General features: G+C 61.8%; 16 protein-coding genes. 10 read left to right on the plus strand and 6 right to left on the minus strand.

All coding sequences use genetic code 11. The features are described 5' to 3' along the window. Nucleotides 1-4 precede the first annotated feature (4 nt). The 4 genes from ASE26_RS00680 to ASE26_RS00695 all read left to right on the plus strand — a co-directional run bounded on the left by ASE26_RS00680 (nt 5) and on the right by ASE26_RS00695 (nt 3888). Nucleotides 5-1222 (plus strand): efflux RND transporter periplasmic adaptor subunit, encoded by a 1218-nt coding sequence (locus tag ASE26_RS00680; RefSeq protein ID WP_057245435.1) that lies wholly within the window; start codon nt 5-7, stop codon nt 1220-1222. Beyond that, complete coding sequence (locus ASE26_RS00685) at nt 1219-1902, plus strand: ABC transporter ATP-binding protein (protein ID WP_200953794.1); 684 nt, start codon at nt 1219-1221, stop codon at nt 1900-1902. Before ASE26_RS00680 ends, ASE26_RS00685 begins: the two co-directional genes overlap by 4 nt. Nucleotides 1903-1905: 3 nt before the next feature. Then, nucleotides 1906-3129, plus strand: a complete 1224-nt coding sequence (locus ASE26_RS00690) for an ABC transporter permease (protein ID WP_057245436.1) — start codon at nt 1906-1908, stop codon at nt 3127-3129. A 111-nt stretch (nt 3130-3240) separates the two neighbouring features. Further along, nucleotides 3241-3888 (plus strand): transposase, encoded by a 648-nt coding sequence (locus tag ASE26_RS00695; protein ID WP_082591265.1) that lies wholly within the window; start codon nt 3241-3243, stop codon nt 3886-3888. On the opposite strand, the gene ASE26_RS00700 is transcribed toward ASE26_RS00695, so the two are convergent. Genes ASE26_RS00700 through gmk form a run of 3 tightly spaced genes read right to left on the minus strand, consistent with a single transcriptional unit; the run spans nt 3885 to nt 7075 of the window. Further along, nucleotides 3885-6164, minus strand: a complete 2280-nt coding sequence (locus ASE26_RS00700; protein ID WP_057245437.1) for a bifunctional (p)ppGpp synthetase/guanosine-3',5'-bis(diphosphate) 3'-pyrophosphohydrolase — start codon at nt 6162-6164, stop codon at nt 3885-3887. The genes ASE26_RS00695 and ASE26_RS00700 overlap by 4 nt on opposite strands. 24 nt (nt 6165-6188) lie before the next feature. After that, the gene (rpoZ, locus tag ASE26_RS00705) at nt 6189-6392 is read right to left on the minus strand and encodes a DNA-directed RNA polymerase subunit omega (RefSeq protein WP_005665923.1); all 204 of its coding nucleotides are present in this window, start codon (nt 6390-6392) and stop codon (nt 6189-6191) included. A gap of 41 nt (nt 6393-6433) precedes the next feature. After that, complete coding sequence (gene gmk / locus ASE26_RS00710; RefSeq protein WP_156397989.1) at nt 6434-7075, minus strand: guanylate kinase; 642 nt, start codon at nt 7073-7075, stop codon at nt 6434-6436. 122 nt (nt 7076-7197) lie between these two features. Here gmk and ASE26_RS00715 point away from each other — a divergent pair, with 122 nt between their 5' ends. Then, complete coding sequence (locus tag ASE26_RS00715; protein ID WP_055930797.1) at nt 7198-7782, plus strand: TetR/AcrR family transcriptional regulator; 585 nt, start codon at nt 7198-7200, stop codon at nt 7780-7782. Next, nucleotides 7779-8663 carry an alpha/beta fold hydrolase gene (locus tag ASE26_RS00720; protein ID WP_229207141.1) on the plus strand — a complete coding sequence of 295 codons (885 nt, stop codon included), beginning with the start codon at nt 7779-7781 and terminating at the stop codon, nt 8661-8663. The genes ASE26_RS00715 and ASE26_RS00720 overlap by 4 nt, the downstream gene beginning before the upstream one ends. On the opposite strand, the gene ASE26_RS00725 is transcribed toward ASE26_RS00720, so the two are convergent. Then, nucleotides 8660-9409, minus strand: a complete 750-nt coding sequence (locus tag ASE26_RS00725) for a DUF72 domain-containing protein (protein WP_055930799.1) — start codon at nt 9407-9409, stop codon at nt 8660-8662. The two genes, ASE26_RS00720 and ASE26_RS00725, sit on opposite strands and share 4 nt — an antisense overlap. Before the next feature lie 54 nt (nt 9410-9463). Here ASE26_RS00725 and ASE26_RS00730 point away from each other — a divergent pair, with 54 nt between their 5' ends. Beyond that, nucleotides 9464-10765 carry a M20/M25/M40 family metallo-hydrolase gene (locus ASE26_RS00730; protein ID WP_057245438.1) on the plus strand — a complete coding sequence of 434 codons (1302 nt, stop codon included), beginning with the start codon at nt 9464-9466 and terminating at the stop codon, nt 10763-10765. 31 nt (nt 10766-10796) lie between these two features. Here ASE26_RS00730 and ASE26_RS00735 read toward each other — a convergent pair whose 3' ends face one another. Continuing rightward, nucleotides 10797-11687: a YicC/YloC family endoribonuclease gene (locus tag ASE26_RS00735; protein ID WP_055930805.1), complete on the minus strand. Its 891-nt coding sequence runs from the start codon at nt 11685-11687 to the stop codon at nt 10797-10799. Nucleotides 11688-11784: 97 nt separating this feature from the next. Here ASE26_RS00735 and ASE26_RS00740 point away from each other — a divergent pair, with 97 nt between their 5' ends. The 3 genes from ASE26_RS00740 to rph are packed head-to-tail and all read left to right on the plus strand — an operon-like array spanning nt 11785 to nt 14455. Then, nucleotides 11785-12774 carry a serine/threonine-protein kinase gene (locus tag ASE26_RS00740; protein ID WP_055930808.1) on the plus strand — a complete coding sequence of 330 codons (990 nt, stop codon included), beginning with the start codon at nt 11785-11787 and terminating at the stop codon, nt 12772-12774. 12 nt (nt 12775-12786) lie between these two features. Continuing rightward, complete coding sequence (locus ASE26_RS00745; RefSeq protein WP_055930811.1) at nt 12787-13719, plus strand: PP2C family serine/threonine-protein phosphatase; 933 nt, start codon at nt 12787-12789, stop codon at nt 13717-13719. 7 nt (nt 13720-13726) lie between these two features. Then, nucleotides 13727-14455 carry a ribonuclease PH gene (gene rph, locus ASE26_RS00750; protein ID WP_055930814.1) on the plus strand — a complete coding sequence of 243 codons (729 nt, stop codon included), beginning with the start codon at nt 13727-13729 and terminating at the stop codon, nt 14453-14455. On the opposite strand, the gene ASE26_RS00755 is transcribed toward rph, so the two are convergent. Next, nucleotides 14424-15329, minus strand: a complete 906-nt coding sequence (locus ASE26_RS00755) for a LysR family transcriptional regulator (RefSeq protein WP_055930818.1) — start codon at nt 15327-15329, stop codon at nt 14424-14426. The two genes, rph and ASE26_RS00755, sit on opposite strands and share 32 nt — an antisense overlap. Between the last annotated feature and the right edge of the window lie 92 nt (nt 15330-15421).

Consider the following 15421-nt stretch of genomic DNA (forward strand, 5'->3'; position numbering starts at 1 on the left):
GGCTATGAAGCGCAAACTGATTGCATTGGCCGTGGTCGCGGCCATGATTGGCATTCCCGTGGCGATCAAGTTCGGCAGCCCGCCGGCAAAAATCGAGGCCGAACTGGCCAAGGTCGAGAACAAGGCGATTTACCCGGCGGTCCTGGCATCGGGCAGCCTGGTGTTCCGCCAGGAGGTCCAGCTTTCGCCGGAGGTGATCGGCAAGGTGTCCGAAGTACTGGTGAAGGAGGGCGACAGGATCGAGAAAGGGCAGGTCGTGCTGCGCCTTGACCCGAGCACCTACAAGGCCGACGTGGCGCAGCAGGAAGCCGCGGTGCGCAACGCTGCCGTCAGCGTCGATCGCGCGCAGATCGACATTGATAACCAGCAGCGCAAACTGGAGCGCTCGCGCCAGCTGGCAGCAGCGAAATTCATCGACGTGTCGCGCCTCGACGATGCGAAGCTGGCGGTGGACCTGGCGGTGGTGGCGCTGCGCAGTGCGCGCGAAAGCCGGCAGCAGGCTGCGGCCATGCTGGCGCTGGCGCAGGAACGCCTGGCCAAGACCGAGGTCAGGGCGCCGATCTCGGGCACTGCCACCAGCGTCTCGATCAAGGCCGGTGAAACGGCCGTGGCCAGCGCCACCGGCATTGCCGGCTCCAGCCTGATGACCATTGCCGACGTCAGTTCGATGATCGCGGAAGTAAATGTCGACGAAGGCGATATCGCCAACGTCGCGGCAGGCCTGAAGACCCGCATCTTCCCGTCGGCCTATGCCGACCGCCCGCTGGCTGGTACGGTGGAATCTGTCTCGCTGGCGCCGAAACCGCAGGGCCTGGGCCAGGCGGCAAGCCAGGGCCGCAGCTATGTGGTCAAGGTGAAGCTGGCGCCGCACCAGCTGTCGCTGCGTTCCGGCATGACCTGCCGCGCCGAGATCGTGACCGGCGACGGTGCGCCGCGGCCGGTGGTTCCGCTGCAGGCGGTGCAATTGACCGAAGCGCCGGAAGGCAAGGGCAAGCGCAGCAACTATGTGTTCGCGATTGTCGACGGCGTGGCGAAGAAACGCACCGTGGAACTGGGCCTGTCGGACGACAGCAACCAGGAAATCACCAAGGGCCTGGCGCTGGGCGAGACCGTGGCTGTCGGCCCGGCGCGTATCCTGCGCGACTTGCGCGAGGGCGTAGCCGTGAAGGCCAGGGCGGTGGAAGCCAAGCCGCTCAAAGTCGCCGATGGAAGCAAGCAGTGATTGCGCTGACCGGCATCACCAAGCAGTACCAGATGGGCGACCAGACCGTGCATGCATTGCAGGGCGTCGACCTGCATATCGAGCGCAATGAACTGGTGGCCTTTATCGGCGCTTCCGGTTCCGGCAAGTCGACCATGATGAATATCGTCGGCTGCCTGGATCGGCCAAGCAGCGGTACCTATTTCCTGAACGGGAAGGATGTGGCGACCATGGCCGGCGACGACCTGGCCCAGGTGCGCAACGAGGAAATCGGCTTCATCTTCCAGAGCTTCCACCTGCTGCCGCGCCATACGGCGCTGGACAATGTGGCGCAGCCGCTGATCTATCGCGGCATTCCACCTACGGAACGCAAACGCATGGCGCGCGAAGCGCTGGAGCATGTGGGGCTGGGCGAGCGCATGCACCATCGGCCGAACGAGCTGTCGGGCGGGCAGCGGCAACGGGTGGCGATTGCGCGCGCGCTGGTGGGCAAGCCGTCGATCCTGCTGGCCGACGAACCGACCGGCAACCTGGATTCGGCCACTACGCGCGAGATCATGGCGCTGATCAAGGACGTGCACCGCAACGGCCAGACCGTGGTGATGGTGACGCACGAACCGGACATCGCCGACCAATGCCAGCGCATCGTGCGCTTGCAGGATGGACGTGTCCTGTCCGACCAGCGCGCGGCGGGGGCATAGGGCATGTATATCTTTATCGAAGCACTGCGTTCGGCCATGGCGGCAATCCGGGCGCACCGCATGCGCAGCTTCCTCACGTCGCTGGGCATCATCATTGGCGTGGCCTCGGTGATCACCGTGATTTCACTGATCCAGGGCTTGTCGCAATCGATCACGCGCCAGTTCGAGGGCCTGGGTGGCAATGCATTGACGGTGCACGCGAAGAACGACTTCAAGGACGTCATGCGGGGCAAGGTCAACCACCTGCAGTTCGAAGACGTGGAGCAGTTGCGCGGGCACGTGGACGGCATTCGCGAATTGAGCCCGGCCTTCATGTTCCCGGGCGGCGAGATCCGCTACGGCAACCAGACTGCTTCCAGCCGCCAGCAGTTGGCGGTGACTGCGGCGTTCATGGAGGTGAATGGCAGCTATCCGCAGCTGGGGCGTTTCCTCAGCGAGCCCGATAATGCGGGTGCACGGCGCGTTTGCGTGGTCGGCGAAAAGATCATTGAAATGCTGCACTTGCCGGATAACCCGCTGGGAGAGTTCATCCAGTTCTCCGGCGAGTGGTTCAAGATTGTCGGCGTGCTGGAGAAGAAAGGCGAGATTCTGGGCATGTCGCAGGACGACCAGGTGCTGGTGCCGTTCCGTACCGGTCAAAGCCTGATCGGGAATACCCAAAAGCCGAGCATGTCGATCACGCTGTCGATCAACGACATTGGACGTACCGAAGAACTCAAGGAACGCATTGCCACGGTCATGCGGCAATCGCACCGCCTGCATGCCGAGCAGAAGGATGATTTCGAGATCCAGTCTTCCGACCAGTTCCTCAAGAGTTTCGAGACGGTGACCACCACGGTCACGCTGGTGATGGGCGGGGTGGTGGGCATTGCGCTGCTGGTGGGCGGCATCGGGATCATGAACATCATGCTGGTGTCGGTCAGCGAGCGCACGCGCGAAATCGGGATCTGCAAGGCGATCGGCGCGCGCAGCCGCGACATCCTGATGCAGTTCCTGATTGAAGCGGTGACCTTGTCGATGCTCGGCGGCGCCCTAGGCGTGCTGCTGGGATATGGCATGGGCCATGCGATCGCCAGCGTGATTCCCGATTTCCCCGGCGCGTATGTGCCGTGGTGGGCGGTGGCATTGTCGGTCATATTCTCCGCCGGCGTAGGCGTAATCTTCGGCGTCCTGCCGGCCGCCAAAGCTGCCAAGCTCGACCCGATCGAGGCCCTGCGCTACGAGTAGGCGGAAATTGAGGCTGCACAAAGAGTCTACACGCAGTACCGCTATCCTTTGAGCAGGCGGGGTCTGTCCCTTGGGTCAGACCCAGGTTTACCGGTTTAAAAGGAGCGCAAAATGGTCCGTCCCCTCCGCAATTACCCCGCTGGAAGTTGCCTGCACATAGTTCAAAGAGGCGACAATCGCCGCACTTGTTTCCACGACGAGCAAGACCGTCAACGGTACCTCGAACTCATGGAGCATTATGGGAAAAAGTACTGCTGCGACCTGCATGCTTACGTCCTGATGAGCAATCACGTCCACATTTTGCTGACAGTGCGCGAACATAATGCCCAATCTTTATTCATGAAGGACTTGTCGCAGCAGACAGCGCATTGGGTTCATATGCGGCAAGGCGGGTCGGGAACGATGTGGGATGGGAGGTATCACTCCTCTATTATCGATAGCGATGCCTACCTCTTGGCCTGCCAGCGATACATTGAGCTCAATCCCGTGCGTGCGGGAATGGTAGAGTTGCCTTCAGCGTATAAATGGTCCAGCTATCGGGCAAATGCAGAGGGCAGGGAAAGCTCCATTCTTACACCCCATCCGGTTTTTTTAGGACTAGGGAAGAATGACGCTGCTCGCCAGTTGGCATATCGGGCGCTGTTTGATATGCCGTTGTCTGAGAAGGAATTGCAGCGGATCCGATTTGCAGTGAAGAATGATTTTGCGCTTAGGAAAACCGGTAAACCAGGGTCTGACCCAAGGGTCAGACCCGACTAAGCGCGCTCGCGGGTGACGCGGTTGACGCCTGCGACTTTTCTGACGTTGCGGATCAGGGCCGCTAAATGCACGCGGTCTTTCACCTGGATCGTGAAGCGGAGCTGGTGCAGGACGTGCTCGCGGTCTTCATCCATCCCGACGAAGGTGATGTTGCCGTCGCTTTCGCCGATTTCGGCGGCGACGCGCGCCAGAATACCCTTCTCATTATTGATGATCAGGCGGATGCGGCTGTCGAAGCGGCGGTTGATTTCGGTGCCCCATTTGACCGCGATCCAGCGTTCCGGTTCTTTCTGCTTCGAACGCTTGGCCACCGAGCAGTCGCCGGTGTGCACCTGCAAGCCCTGGTCGCGCCGCAACTGGCCGACGATATGGTCGCCCGGAATCGGCAGGCAGCATGGCGCCAGCTGCACCGACACGCCTTCGCTGCCGTAGATCGTGACCGGGTCGAGTTCTTTCGAGCTGGTGTGCTCGATCGGAGCGCTGGCCGATTCGCCGCCCAGCAGGCCGAAGATGTGGCGTGCCACCAGCGCGGCCATGCGCTTGCCGATGCCGATGTCGGCATACAGTTCTTCCATCGACTTGGCCGAGGATTCGTTCAGCAGGCGTTCCATCAGCGGCGCCGGCAATTCGCCCGGCACATTGATCGCATCCAGCGCCTGCGCCAGCAATTGCCTGCCGAGGCCGATCGATTCCGGCAGGTTGATGGTGCGCAGGTGGTGGCGGATGGCGGAGCGCGCCTTGCCGGTACGAACGAAGGACAGCCAGGTCGGGCTCGGGCGCGAGCTCGGGTCGGTGACGATTTCCACGATATCGCCGTTGCGCAGTTCGGTGCGCAACTGGGCTGCTTCGCCGTTGATGTTAACCGATACCGTATGGTCGCCGATCCCGGTGTGGATCGAATACGCGAAGTCGATCGGCGTGGCGCCGCGCGGCAGCGCGATGATCTTCGATTTCGGCGTGAACACGTAGACCGAGTCGGGGAACAGGTCGACCTTGACGTGCTCCAGGAATTCGGCCGAGTCGCCGGTCTGCTGCTGGATGTCGAGCAGCGATTGCAGCCAGGCGTGCGTGCGCTGCTGCATGTCCGAGATATTGGCGTCGTTGCTCTTGTACAGCCAGTGCGCCGCCACGCCCGATTCGGCGGTGCGGTGCATTTCCTGGGTGCGGATCTGGAATTCCACCGGGGTGCCGTAGGGGCCGATCAAGGTGGTGTGCAGCGACTGGTAGCCGTTCAGCTTGCGGATCGCGATGTAGTCCTTGAATTTGCCCGGCATCGGCTTGTACAGCGAGTGCAGGGTGCCCAGCGCCACATAGCAGTTCGGGAAGCTGTCGACCACCACGCGGAAGCCATACACGTCCAGCACCTGCGAGAACGACAGGTGCTTGGAGCGCATCTTCTTGTAGATGCCGTACAGGGTCTTTTCGCGGCCGTAGACTTCGGCCTCGATGCCTGCCATCGACAGGGTGTTCTTCACCGCGTCCAGGATCTTCGACACCACCTCGCGCCGGTTGCCGCGTGCCGCCTTCACGGCCTTGTGCAGCACGTGGTAGCGCACCGGGTACAGGTGGGAGAAGGACAGGTCCTGCAGTTCGCGGTAGATGTTGTTCAGGCCAAGGCGGTGCGCGATCGGCACGTAGACTTCCATCGTCTCGGCCGCGATACGGCGCTTCTTGGCCGGCACCATCACTTCCAGCGTGCGCATATTGTGCAGGCGGTCGGCCAGCTTGATCAGGATCACGCGCACGTCCGAGGCCATGGCCAGCAGCATCTTGCGGAAGTTTTCCGCCTGCGCTTCGATCTGGCTCTGGAACTCGATCTTTTCCAGCTTGGACAAGCCATCGACCAGGTGCGCCACCTGGGCGCCGAAGCGTTCGATCAGCTCGTCCTTCTTGACGTCCTGGTCTTCCATCACATCGTGCAGCAGCGCGGCCATGATGGCTTGCGCGTCCAGTTTCCACTCGGTGCAGATCTCGGCCACCGCGATCGGATGGGAAATATACGGCTCGCCCGACTTGCGGACCTGGCCCAGGTGCATCTCGTCCGAGAAGCGATAGGCTTCCTTGACCTTTTTCAGGTCGGCCTCGCCCATGTACTCGGCGAGCTTTTCGGTCAGGTGGGTGATGGTCGCAACGCCTGTGGCCACGGTTGGCGCGGCTAGTGCAGAAGTGGAAACTGTTGGTGCAGAAACGTCAACGCCCGGCTGTTGCTTAGCCGGGCGCCGTGCCCGCCGTGCGGGCTGTTCGCTGATGTTGGGATCGGCGGAAGTCTGGTTCATATCGGGAACAAAAAGGTTCCCAGCTTACATAGGGACCTTTTTCAGCATTTCCAGGCCTACTTTGCCGGCGGCGATTTCACGCAGGGCGACGACGGTTGGCTTGTCCTTGGCTTCGACCTTAGGGGTGTGGCCTTGCAGCAGCTGGCGTGCGCGGTAGGTGGCTGCCAGGGTCAGCTGGAAGCGGTTAGGGACATTTTTCAGGCAATCTTCAATAGTAATACGGGCCATGCTTAACTCCTGGGTAAATGCGGTACTTGATGTGTCAGTGATTATTCTGCGTGGTCGGCGTGGATGCCCAGCTCGGACATCAACCTGGCATTGCGGGCGGCTTGTTGCGCAAACCGGCAACGGGCCGATCGGACGATCGCGCTTAGCTCCGACAAGGCGACCGGGAACTCTTCGTTGATAATAACATACTCAAACTCGGGCGCGTGGGCGATTTCGCCCCCCGCAGCCAGCAGGCGGCGGTTGATCACATGCACTTCGTCCTGGCCGCGCTTGTGCAGTCGTTCTTCCAGCGCCGCGAACGATGGCGGCAGGATGAAGATGCCGGCCGCTTGCGGGAATTGCTTCTTGACCTGGCGCGCGCCCTGCCAATCGATCTCCAGCAGGATGTCGGTGCCGGCCTTCATTTGCTCTTCCACGAAGATGCGCGAAGTGCCGTAGTAATTGCCGTGCACTTCGGCCCATTCCAGGAACTCGCCTTCAGCAGCACGCTTGCGGAAGTCTTCGGCCGTGGTGAAGAAGTACTCGCGGCCATGCTGCTCGCCCGGACGCGGCTGGCGCGTGGTGGTCGAGATCGACAGCTTGATGGCCGGTTCCTGTGCCAGCAGGGCATTGACCAGCGTAGATTTGCCGGCGCCGGATGGTGCAGCAACCATGAACAGGCTGCCGGAAAAATGTTGGCTCATTTGCAATTCTCGAAAACTAGGCTGTCGCCCAAAGAAGCATTTTACCAAGGAGCAAGCAGAGTTGAAACCCGGTGTGCAGGCCGTTCTTGACACTGGACCGACCGGTCTATAGAGTAAACCGCATGAGCACGCAAACCCTCACCACCCGCGAACGCCTGATCAACGCCATGATCACCACGTTGCAGCACCGCGGCCTGCATGGCGCCGGCCTGAGCGAGATCCTGGCCACCGCCAAGGCGCCGAAAGGCGTGATGTACCACCATTTCCCCGGCGGTAAAGACCAACTGGCCGTGGCCGCCATTGAAGCCACATTCAGTTTCCTGGTCCATAAGCTCGACAGCTATATGGAGCGCGAAGCCGATGTCGTCACCGCGCTACAAGCCTGGATCCTGCGCGCCCTGCGCGGCCTGGACGACAGCGCGTTCGAACTGGGCTGCCCGTTGGCTGCCGTGGCGCTGGAGTCCACTGCCGACGACGTCGGGATCCGGACCGCGCTGAAAACCGGTTTCGCCGCCCTGCGTGGCCGCATGGCCGACGCCCTCGAGCAGGCCGGCCACGAGCGTCACCGCGCCGAAGGCATCGCCGCCCTGATCCTCGCCGCTTACGAAGGCGGCCTGTTGCAAGCCCGGGTGGCGGGCGACACCGCGCCGATGGTGCAAACCATGGATGCCCTGATGCCAATGTTGAAAGTTGAGAAAAGAACATGAGCCATATGCCTGCCGCCGTCTTGCTGCTGGCGGAAAAACTGGAACTGCGCGCAGTCGACGGCTACCCGCTGTCGGCCATGCGCTACCGCGCCCGCGGCCCGGAGAAGGCACGCTTGCTGGTGGCCGGCGCCACCGGCGTGCCGCAAGCCTTCTACCGCCGCTTCGCCGAATTCGCGGCAGGGCAGGGTTACACGGTGCTGACCTTCGATTACCGCGGCGTCGGCGGCTCGGCGCCGAAAACCCTGCGCGGCTTCGAGGCCAGCTTCCTCGACTGGGCGCGGCTGGACCTGAACGCCGTCATCGAATTCTTCGCGCCTGCCGACAGCACGCCGCTGTACATGGTGGGTCATTCTTACGGCGGCCATGCGCTGGGCCTGGTGCCGAACCATGCGAAATTTGCCGGCGTCTACCTGTTCGGCGTCGGCGCCGGGTGGCATGGCTGGATGCCGCGCCTGGAACGCCTGCGCGTGCTGGCCATGTGGCACGTGATCGGCCCGCTTGTCACGCGCTGGAAGGGGCGCCTGGCCTGGAGCAAGCTGGGCATGGGCGAGGACCTGCCGCTGGGCGTGTACCGCCAGTGGAAACACTGGTGCAAATTCCCGCGCTACTTCCTGGATGACCCGCAAGTGCCGGAGATTGCGGAGGGCTTCGCGACAGTGCGCACGCCGATCCTGGCCCTGAACGCGACGGACGACCTGTGGGCGCCGCCGCTGTCGCGCGATGCGCTGATGTCCGGCTACCGCAACGCGCCATGGCATGGCGTGGATATCGACCCGGCCGCCTCAGGCCTGGGCAAGCTTGGGCACATGGGCTACTTCCGCCAGCATGCCCAGCCGCTGTGGGTACGCACGCTGGAATGGTTCGACGGACTGGCGCGTTAACGCTTCTTGCCCAGCACGCGCAGCAGCTCCTGCGCTGCCGCCGGCGCACGCTCCTTGGCGCCATTGATGAAGTAGACAAACACGTCGCGTTTGCCGTCGCCGGTCCACTCCTGTGCCTGGGCCGCCCACTTCTTCAAGGCAGGCCTGGTGTAGCCGGTGGCAATCGCGCTTTGCGCATCCATCAAACGCGCATAGACGAAATCGCCTGTCACTTCCGCGAAATTGGGAAACTTGGGTGTATCGGTGATCACAGTCGCGACCTTGTATTTGCGCGCCAGCTTCAGGTACTCCGGGCACATGAAGCTGTCGTGGCGCGCGTCCAGCACGTGCTGCAGCTTGCGCTTGCCCAGCTTCTTTGGCAGCAGCTTGAAAAAAGTTTCCAGGTCGTCGGGGTCGAAGCGCTTGGTGGCGGCCAATTGCCACAGGATCGGGCCAAGCTTGTCGCCCAATTCCGTCAAACCGCTATCCATGAAGCGTTCGATCGATTCCCCCGCCTCGCCCAGCACCTTGCGATTGGTCGCGTAGCGCGAAGCCTTCACCGCAAACACGAAATTATCCGGCGTGCGCTCGGCCCAGCCGGCGAAATGCTCCGGCTTGGCATTGCGGTAGAAGGTGCCGTTGATCTCGATGCTGGTCAGCACGCTGCTGGCGTATTCCAGCGCGCGCTTGAGGGGAACTTCGGGCGGGTAAAATGTGTCGCGCCAGGGAGCAAAGTCCCAGCCGCCGATGCCAACGCGAATGTTCATTTCAATTTTCCGTAGTAGAGTTGTTGCGAACACACCTCAAGGAGGATGCCAGAAATGCGTATGCCCCGCCTGTTCGTTTCACTGATCGCTGTTGGATTGATGGGAGGCGCCGCGGCGCAATCGCTGTCACCCGAAGAAGAACGCATCGTCGGCCTGGTCAAGGCGAATTCCGGCACGGCGCTGGCGCTGCTGGAAAAGACAGTCAACATCAACAGCGGCACCATGAATCACAAAGGCATACGCGAAGTCGGCAAAATTTTCGGTGCCGAACTGGACAAGCTGGGATTCAAGACGCAGTGGATCGACATGCCGAAGGAAATGCAGCGTGCCGGCCACCTGGTTGCCACGCGTGAGGGCAAGCAGGGCAAGCGCGTGCTGCTGATCGGCCACCTCGACACCGTATTCGAAGCGAATGCCCCGATGCAGAAGTGGGAGCGCCAAGGCGAGAGCGCCAGCGGGCAGGGCGTCAACGACATGAAGGGCGGCGACGTCATCATCATCGAAGCGCTGCGCGCGCTGCACGCAGCGCGCGCGCTGGACAACACCACCATCAGCGTCATCTTCACCGGCGACGAAGAAAGTGCCGGCGACCCGAAAGAAATCTCACGGCGCGACATGGTCAACCTTGCCAAGCGCAGCGACGTCGCGCTGGCATTTGAAGCCACGGTACTCGACGAAAACGGCAAGGCCACCGGCACCATTGGCCGCCGCTCATCAACTTCATGGCAGCTCGAGGTGAAAGGCAAGCAAGGCCATTCCTCCGGCATCTTCAATGCCAGTGCCGGTTTTGGTGCGGTATACGAAACGGCTCGCATCCTGGATACCTTCCGCCAGCAGTTGCAGGAGCCGAACCTGACGTTTAACCCCGGCCTGATCCTGGGCGGTACCGAAGTCACGTACGACGCCACGGCAGCCAAGGGCACGGCGTTCGGCAAGTCCAACGTAATCGCCAACAGCGCAACGGTGAAGGGTGACCTGCGCTTCCTGACGCCGGAGCAGGGGGAGCAAGCACGCACCCGCATGCGTTCCATCGTCGCGCAAAGCCTGCCCGGCACCAGCGCACAGATTCGTTTCCACGACGGCTACCCGCCAATGGCGCCGACAAACGGCAACCTGAAAGTATTGGAGCAATATTCGAAAGCCAGCGCCGACGCCGGCTTGGGCGAGATCGCCGCGCTACCGCCAGGATTGCGCGGCGCCGGCGACGTGCAATTCGTCGCGCCATATGTCGACAGCCTGGACGGCCTGGGCGCCACCGGCAAAGGCGCCCACGCGCCGGGAGAAGATCTGGATGTGCGCTCGATCGAGCTGGGAGCAATCAGGACTGCGGTGCTGCTGTACCGTCTTACAATATAAAAGTCGGGGTCAGACCTGACCCCGACTTTCTTTATTCTAGGTTCTGGACCTGTTCGCGCATCTGCTCGATCAGTAGCTTGAGCTCCATCGAGGCGTCGGCCAGTTCCTTGACCGAGGCTTTGGCGCCGAGGGTGTTCGCTTCGCGGTTCAGTTCCTGCATCATGAAGTCCAGGCGTTTGCCGACCTGGCCGCCTTTTTTCAGGATGTGGCGGGTTTCGGCCAGGTGCGCCGACAGGCGGCCCAGCTCTTCGGCGACGTCGATGCGGATGCCGTACAGGATCACTTCCTGGCGGATGCGCTCCATCGCGTCCTGGCGCGACATCGAGGTATTCGATCCGGTGCAGGCCAAACCGAGCGCCTCCTGCATGCGTTCCACCGCTTTTTGTTGGAATTGTGCAACTACCTGAGGAATTAGAGGGGTAATTCGTTTAACGATGGCTTCCATGGCATCGATGCGGGAAACCAGCATCGCTTCCAGTGCGGCGCCTTCACGCTGGCGGCTCTGGACAAAGGCTTCCACAGTCTTGTTCATGAGGGCGGAAACGTCGGCCTGCAGCGATTCCTGGCCGATTTGTGCCTCTTCGACAACACCCGGCCAGCGAAGTAGTTCAGCAACACTCATCTGCGCGGCACCGCTGAAGTGCTTGCTGACTTCGCCTTGCAGGCGCGCCAGCTCGTTGAGCAGGGTTACATTCAGGGCCTGCGTGCCAGCAGCGGCGGCTTTGCGGCCGAAGCTCAGTCGCAGTTCCACTTTGCCACGGGTGATGGCGCCCATGATGGCAGATCGTAAATCGGGTTCGAGCGCGCGTAAGTCGTCATTAATGCGGAATTGAAGGTCCAAAAAGCGCGAATTGACGCTTTTTACCTCAATTGTCAGCGTGCCCGCCGCGCTTTCGCTGGTGGCTACGGCGTAGCCAGTCATGCTGGAAATGCTCAAAGGATATCCCCGATTTTGTCTTTGTCTTTACAATATATTGCTTTGTCCCACACAATCCGGTTTAGTTGAAGCGAGGAAACTTATGGCAGCTCAGAACAACGCTCCATTACCGGATGGTCTGGAAATTGCTGGATACCGCATTGTAAAGAAAATTGCGTCAGGCGGGTTCAGTATTGTGTACCTGGCCTACGACGCCGAAGGTAATGCGGTAGCGATAAAAGAATATTTACCAAGCAGCCTTGCATTGCGTCAAGAGGGCGAGATGGTACCGGTGGTCACAAAATCGAATTTGGCGGTCTTCAGGATCGGGCTGAAGTGCTTTTTTGAAGAAGGCCGTGCATTAGCAAAGATTTCACATCCGAATGTTGTAAGGGTGTTGAATTTCTTCCGTGCTAACGAAACTGTTTATATGGTAATGGCCTACGAATCGGGCCATTCGCTGCAGGATCACATCCAGCGGCAACGCAGCAGGGGTCGCAATTGCAGCGAGGCCTTCGTGCGCCAGATCTTCACGCAGGTGCTGAAAGGCCTGCGCGAGGTGCACACCAACAAGCTGCTGCACCTGGACCTGAAACCGGCCAATATCTACCTGCGCACGGACGGCACGCCTATGCTGCTGGACTTCGGTGCGGCGCGCCAGACCGTGAACACGGACAGCCCGAAGCTGATGCCGATGTACACCCCCGGCTTTGCGCCGCCGGAACTGTACTCGAAGACCGAGGCGCTGGGTCCGTGGACCGACGTTTATTCGATCGGTGCGTCGATTTTCGCCTGCATGCTCGGCCAGCCGCCGCAGCCGGCCGACCAGCGCCGCAAGGAAGACAAGATGGAGCCGCATTTCCAGAAGCTGGAAATCCTCTATTCGCCGGAGCTGGTGAAACTGGTACGATGGACTTTGGAAATCGATCCTTTGGCCCGTCCGCAAAGCCTGTTTGAGCTGCAAAAAATGCTGGCCCAGGCGCCGGCACCGAAGGAACCGCCGCCTCCGCCGGGGGCACTAGAAAAGCTGGGCAAGCTGGCAGGCAAGCTCGGATTTGGCCGTAAAAAAGAGACGGCCCCGCGCCAACAATAAGGAGCCCATGCCATGCAATTCGCCGTTTACCAGGAAACGCATATCGGGGGCCGCAAGGTTAACCAGGACCGGATGGGCTACAGCTTCACGCGCGACGCGCTGTTGCTGGTGCTTGCCGACGGCATGGGGGGCCATGCGCGCGGCGAGATCGCTGCCGCCATCGCCACCCGCACCATTTCCCAGATGTTCCAGCAACAGGCCACCCCTTACGTGAAGGGGGCGGAGCGCTTCCTCGAAGAGGCGCTGGCTGCTGCGCACAACGACATCCACACGTACACGATGACCCACAATATGCCGGAGTCGCCGCGTACGACCATCGTGGCTTGCCTGGTGCAGCACAATACCGCCGTGTGGGCCCATTGCGGCGATTCGCGCCTGTACTGGGTGCGCAACGGCCAGGTGCATGGCCGCACGCGCGACCATTCACACGTCGAGAACATGATCGAGAAGGGTTTGATCCCGGCGTCGGCGCGCAATACCCACCCGGACCGCAACAAGCTGTATGCCTGCCTGGGTGCCAGCAGCGCGCCGCGCATCGAGATTTCGGGCCGCGCCAACCTGCTGCCGGGCGATACGCTGATGCTGTGCTCCGATGGCCTGTGGTCGGTGGTCACCGACGAAGAGCTGGTGCAGATGCTGACCACGCAGACCGTGGTGCGGGCGGTGCCGGACATGCTGGCCACTGCGCTGCGCCGCGCCGGCGACACCAGCGACAACGTGACGGCGCTGGCCATCATGTGGCAGGGCGCTTTGGTGGCCGATGGCGCACCGACCACGCACGCCGGTTCGACCGTGATTTCGACCGAGCAGTTGCCGGACGATGTGGTCAGCACGACCATTCACGGCGCCAAGACTGAAACCGACGTGTTCGACGATGACGAAATTGAAAAGGCGATTGCGGAAATCCGCGGCGCCATCGAGAAATCTACCCAGTTACTGAAATAGGAAATCCATGACCACTGTCAACCGCCCGAGCGGCCGCGCCGTCGATGCGCTGCGCAATATCCGCATCACCCGCGACTACACCAAGCACGCCGAAGGTTCGGTGCTGATCGAGTGCGGCGACACCAAGGTAATCTGCACCGCCAGCATTGAAGAGCGCGTGCCCGGTTTCCTGAAGGGCAAGGGCCAGGGCTGGATGACGGCGGAATACGGCATGCTGCCGCGTTCCACCCACTCGCGCATGGACCGCGAAGCCGCCAAAGGCAAGCAAAGCGGCCGCACCCAGGAGATCCAGCGCCTGATCGGCCGTTCGCTGCGCGCTGCCTTCGACCTGGAAGCTTTCGGCGAACGCACCCTGCAACTGGACTGCGACGTGATCCAGGCCGACGGCGGTACCCGCACCGCGTCGATCACCGGCGCCATGGTGGCGGCCTATGACGCCTTCTCCAAGCTGAAGGCGCGCGGCATGATCGAAACCATCCCGGTCAAGCACTTCGTGGCCGCGATCTCGGTTGGCGTGTACAAGGGCGTGCCGGTGCTGGACCTGGACTACCTGGAAGATTCGGATTGCGACACCGACATGAACGTGATCATGACCGACGCCGGCGCCTTCGTGGAGGTGCAGGGCACCGCAGAAGGCGCTGCTTTCGACCGCGCGGCCATGAATCGCCTGCTGGACCTGGCCGAAGGCGGCATCAAGGACCTGGTCAAGCTGCAGAAGCAGGCGCTGGGTCTGTAACTGCTCCCAAGCGCTGCCGCAGGAAGTCCACGAAAGCGGCAGTCTTCAACGGCAGGAATTCGCGCGCCGGGTACACCGCGTAAGTAGCGGGGCCCGGCGGCAAGTCCACATCCTCCATAATCCGCAGCAATTGGCCGCTGGCCAGTTCGTCGGCGACGATCGGCAAGGGAACCTTGATGATGCCCGCGCCGCCCGCGGCGGCTGTCACCAGGGCGCCGCCATCGTTCATCTGCAATGGGCCGTCGACCCGCACCGTGCCGGCTTCTCCGAAATTCCATTCGTCATAAACCCGCGCACCGACTGCGTAGACCAGGCAGGCGTGCTGCTGCAGTTCCTGCGGCGTGCGCGGCGTGCCCTTGCGGGCCAGGTAGGAGGGCGCTGCGCACACCACGCTGGGGCTCTCGGCCAGCTTGCGCGCCACCAGCGTCGAGTCGACCAGGGCGGAAGTGCGGATTGCGACGTCGATTTGCTGGGCGATCAGGTCCACCATTGCATCGTCCAGCTGCAGCGAAATCTTCACCTGCGGGTGGAGCGCCGTGAAATCGGCCAGCAGCGGCACCAGCACGCGCCGTCCGGCCATCGAGCAGGAGACGCGCAACAGGCCGCGCACTTGTTGCTGGTAGCTGTCAGTGAGGTGGGCGATCTTGTCCAGCGAGCGCTCGATCTGGCGCGCTTCCTCCAGCACCAGTTGTCCCACTTCGGTCAGCGCGAGCTGCCGTGTTGAGCGCTGGATAAGGCGGGCGCCGAGGTCTTTCTCCAATTGGGCGAGCTGGCGCGATACGACGGACTTGCCGCAGCCTAGCTTGACTGCTGCGGCACTGATACTGCCGGACTGGATGATGGTGGCAAAAATGGCAAGGCGTTGCGGGTTCATTGTCCCTCCCTGGTCAACAATGTAATGCCAGTTCGTTGACTTATCAAGCGTGAATGAGGTCCGTACACTGGCGTCATTCAATCTCCCGAGGA

The organism is Duganella sp. Root198D2 (assembly GCF_001428585.1).
Lineage (GTDB): Bacteria > Pseudomonadota > Gammaproteobacteria > Burkholderiales > Burkholderiaceae_D > Rugamonas.

Excerpts from the sequence above, each read along its gene's own strand:
- ASE26_RS00680 (WP_057245435.1), top strand. The coding sequence starts at position 5 with ATGAAGCGCAAACTGATTGCATTGGCCGTGGTCGCGGCCATGATTGGC.
- ASE26_RS00690 (WP_057245436.1), top strand. The coding sequence starts at position 1,906 with ATGTATATCTTTATCGAAGCACTGCGTTCGGCCATGGCGGCAATCCGG.
- ASE26_RS00695 (WP_082591265.1), top strand. The coding sequence starts at position 3,241 with ATGGTCCGTCCCCTCCGCAATTACCCCGCTGGAAGTTGCCTGCACATA.
- ASE26_RS00700 (WP_057245437.1), bottom strand. The coding sequence starts at position 6,164 with ATGAACCAGACTTCCGCCGATCCCAACATCAGCGAACAGCCCGCACGG.
- rpoZ (WP_005665923.1), bottom strand. The coding sequence starts at position 6,392 with ATGGCCCGTATTACTATTGAAGATTGCCTGAAAAATGTCCCTAACCGC.
- gmk (WP_156397989.1), bottom strand. The coding sequence starts at position 7,075 with ATGAGCCAACATTTTTCCGGCAGCCTGTTCATGGTTGCTGCACCATCC.
- ASE26_RS00715 (WP_055930797.1), top strand. The coding sequence starts at position 7,198 with ATGAGCACGCAAACCCTCACCACCCGCGAACGCCTGATCAACGCCATG.
- ASE26_RS00720 (WP_229207141.1), top strand. The coding sequence starts at position 7,779 with ATGAGCCATATGCCTGCCGCCGTCTTGCTGCTGGCGGAAAAACTGGAA.
- ASE26_RS00725 (WP_055930799.1), bottom strand. The coding sequence starts at position 9,409 with ATGAACATTCGCGTTGGCATCGGCGGCTGGGACTTTGCTCCCTGGCGC.
- ASE26_RS00730 (WP_057245438.1), top strand. The coding sequence starts at position 9,464 with ATGCGTATGCCCCGCCTGTTCGTTTCACTGATCGCTGTTGGATTGATG.
- ASE26_RS00735 (WP_055930805.1), bottom strand. The coding sequence starts at position 11,687 with ATGACTGGCTACGCCGTAGCCACCAGCGAAAGCGCGGCGGGCACGCTG.
- ASE26_RS00740 (WP_055930808.1), top strand. The coding sequence starts at position 11,785 with ATGGCAGCTCAGAACAACGCTCCATTACCGGATGGTCTGGAAATTGCT.
- ASE26_RS00745 (WP_055930811.1), top strand. The coding sequence starts at position 12,787 with ATGCAATTCGCCGTTTACCAGGAAACGCATATCGGGGGCCGCAAGGTT.
- rph (WP_055930814.1), top strand. The coding sequence starts at position 13,727 with ATGACCACTGTCAACCGCCCGAGCGGCCGCGCCGTCGATGCGCTGCGC.
- ASE26_RS00755 (WP_055930818.1), bottom strand. The coding sequence starts at position 15,329 with ATGAACCCGCAACGCCTTGCCATTTTTGCCACCATCATCCAGTCCGGC.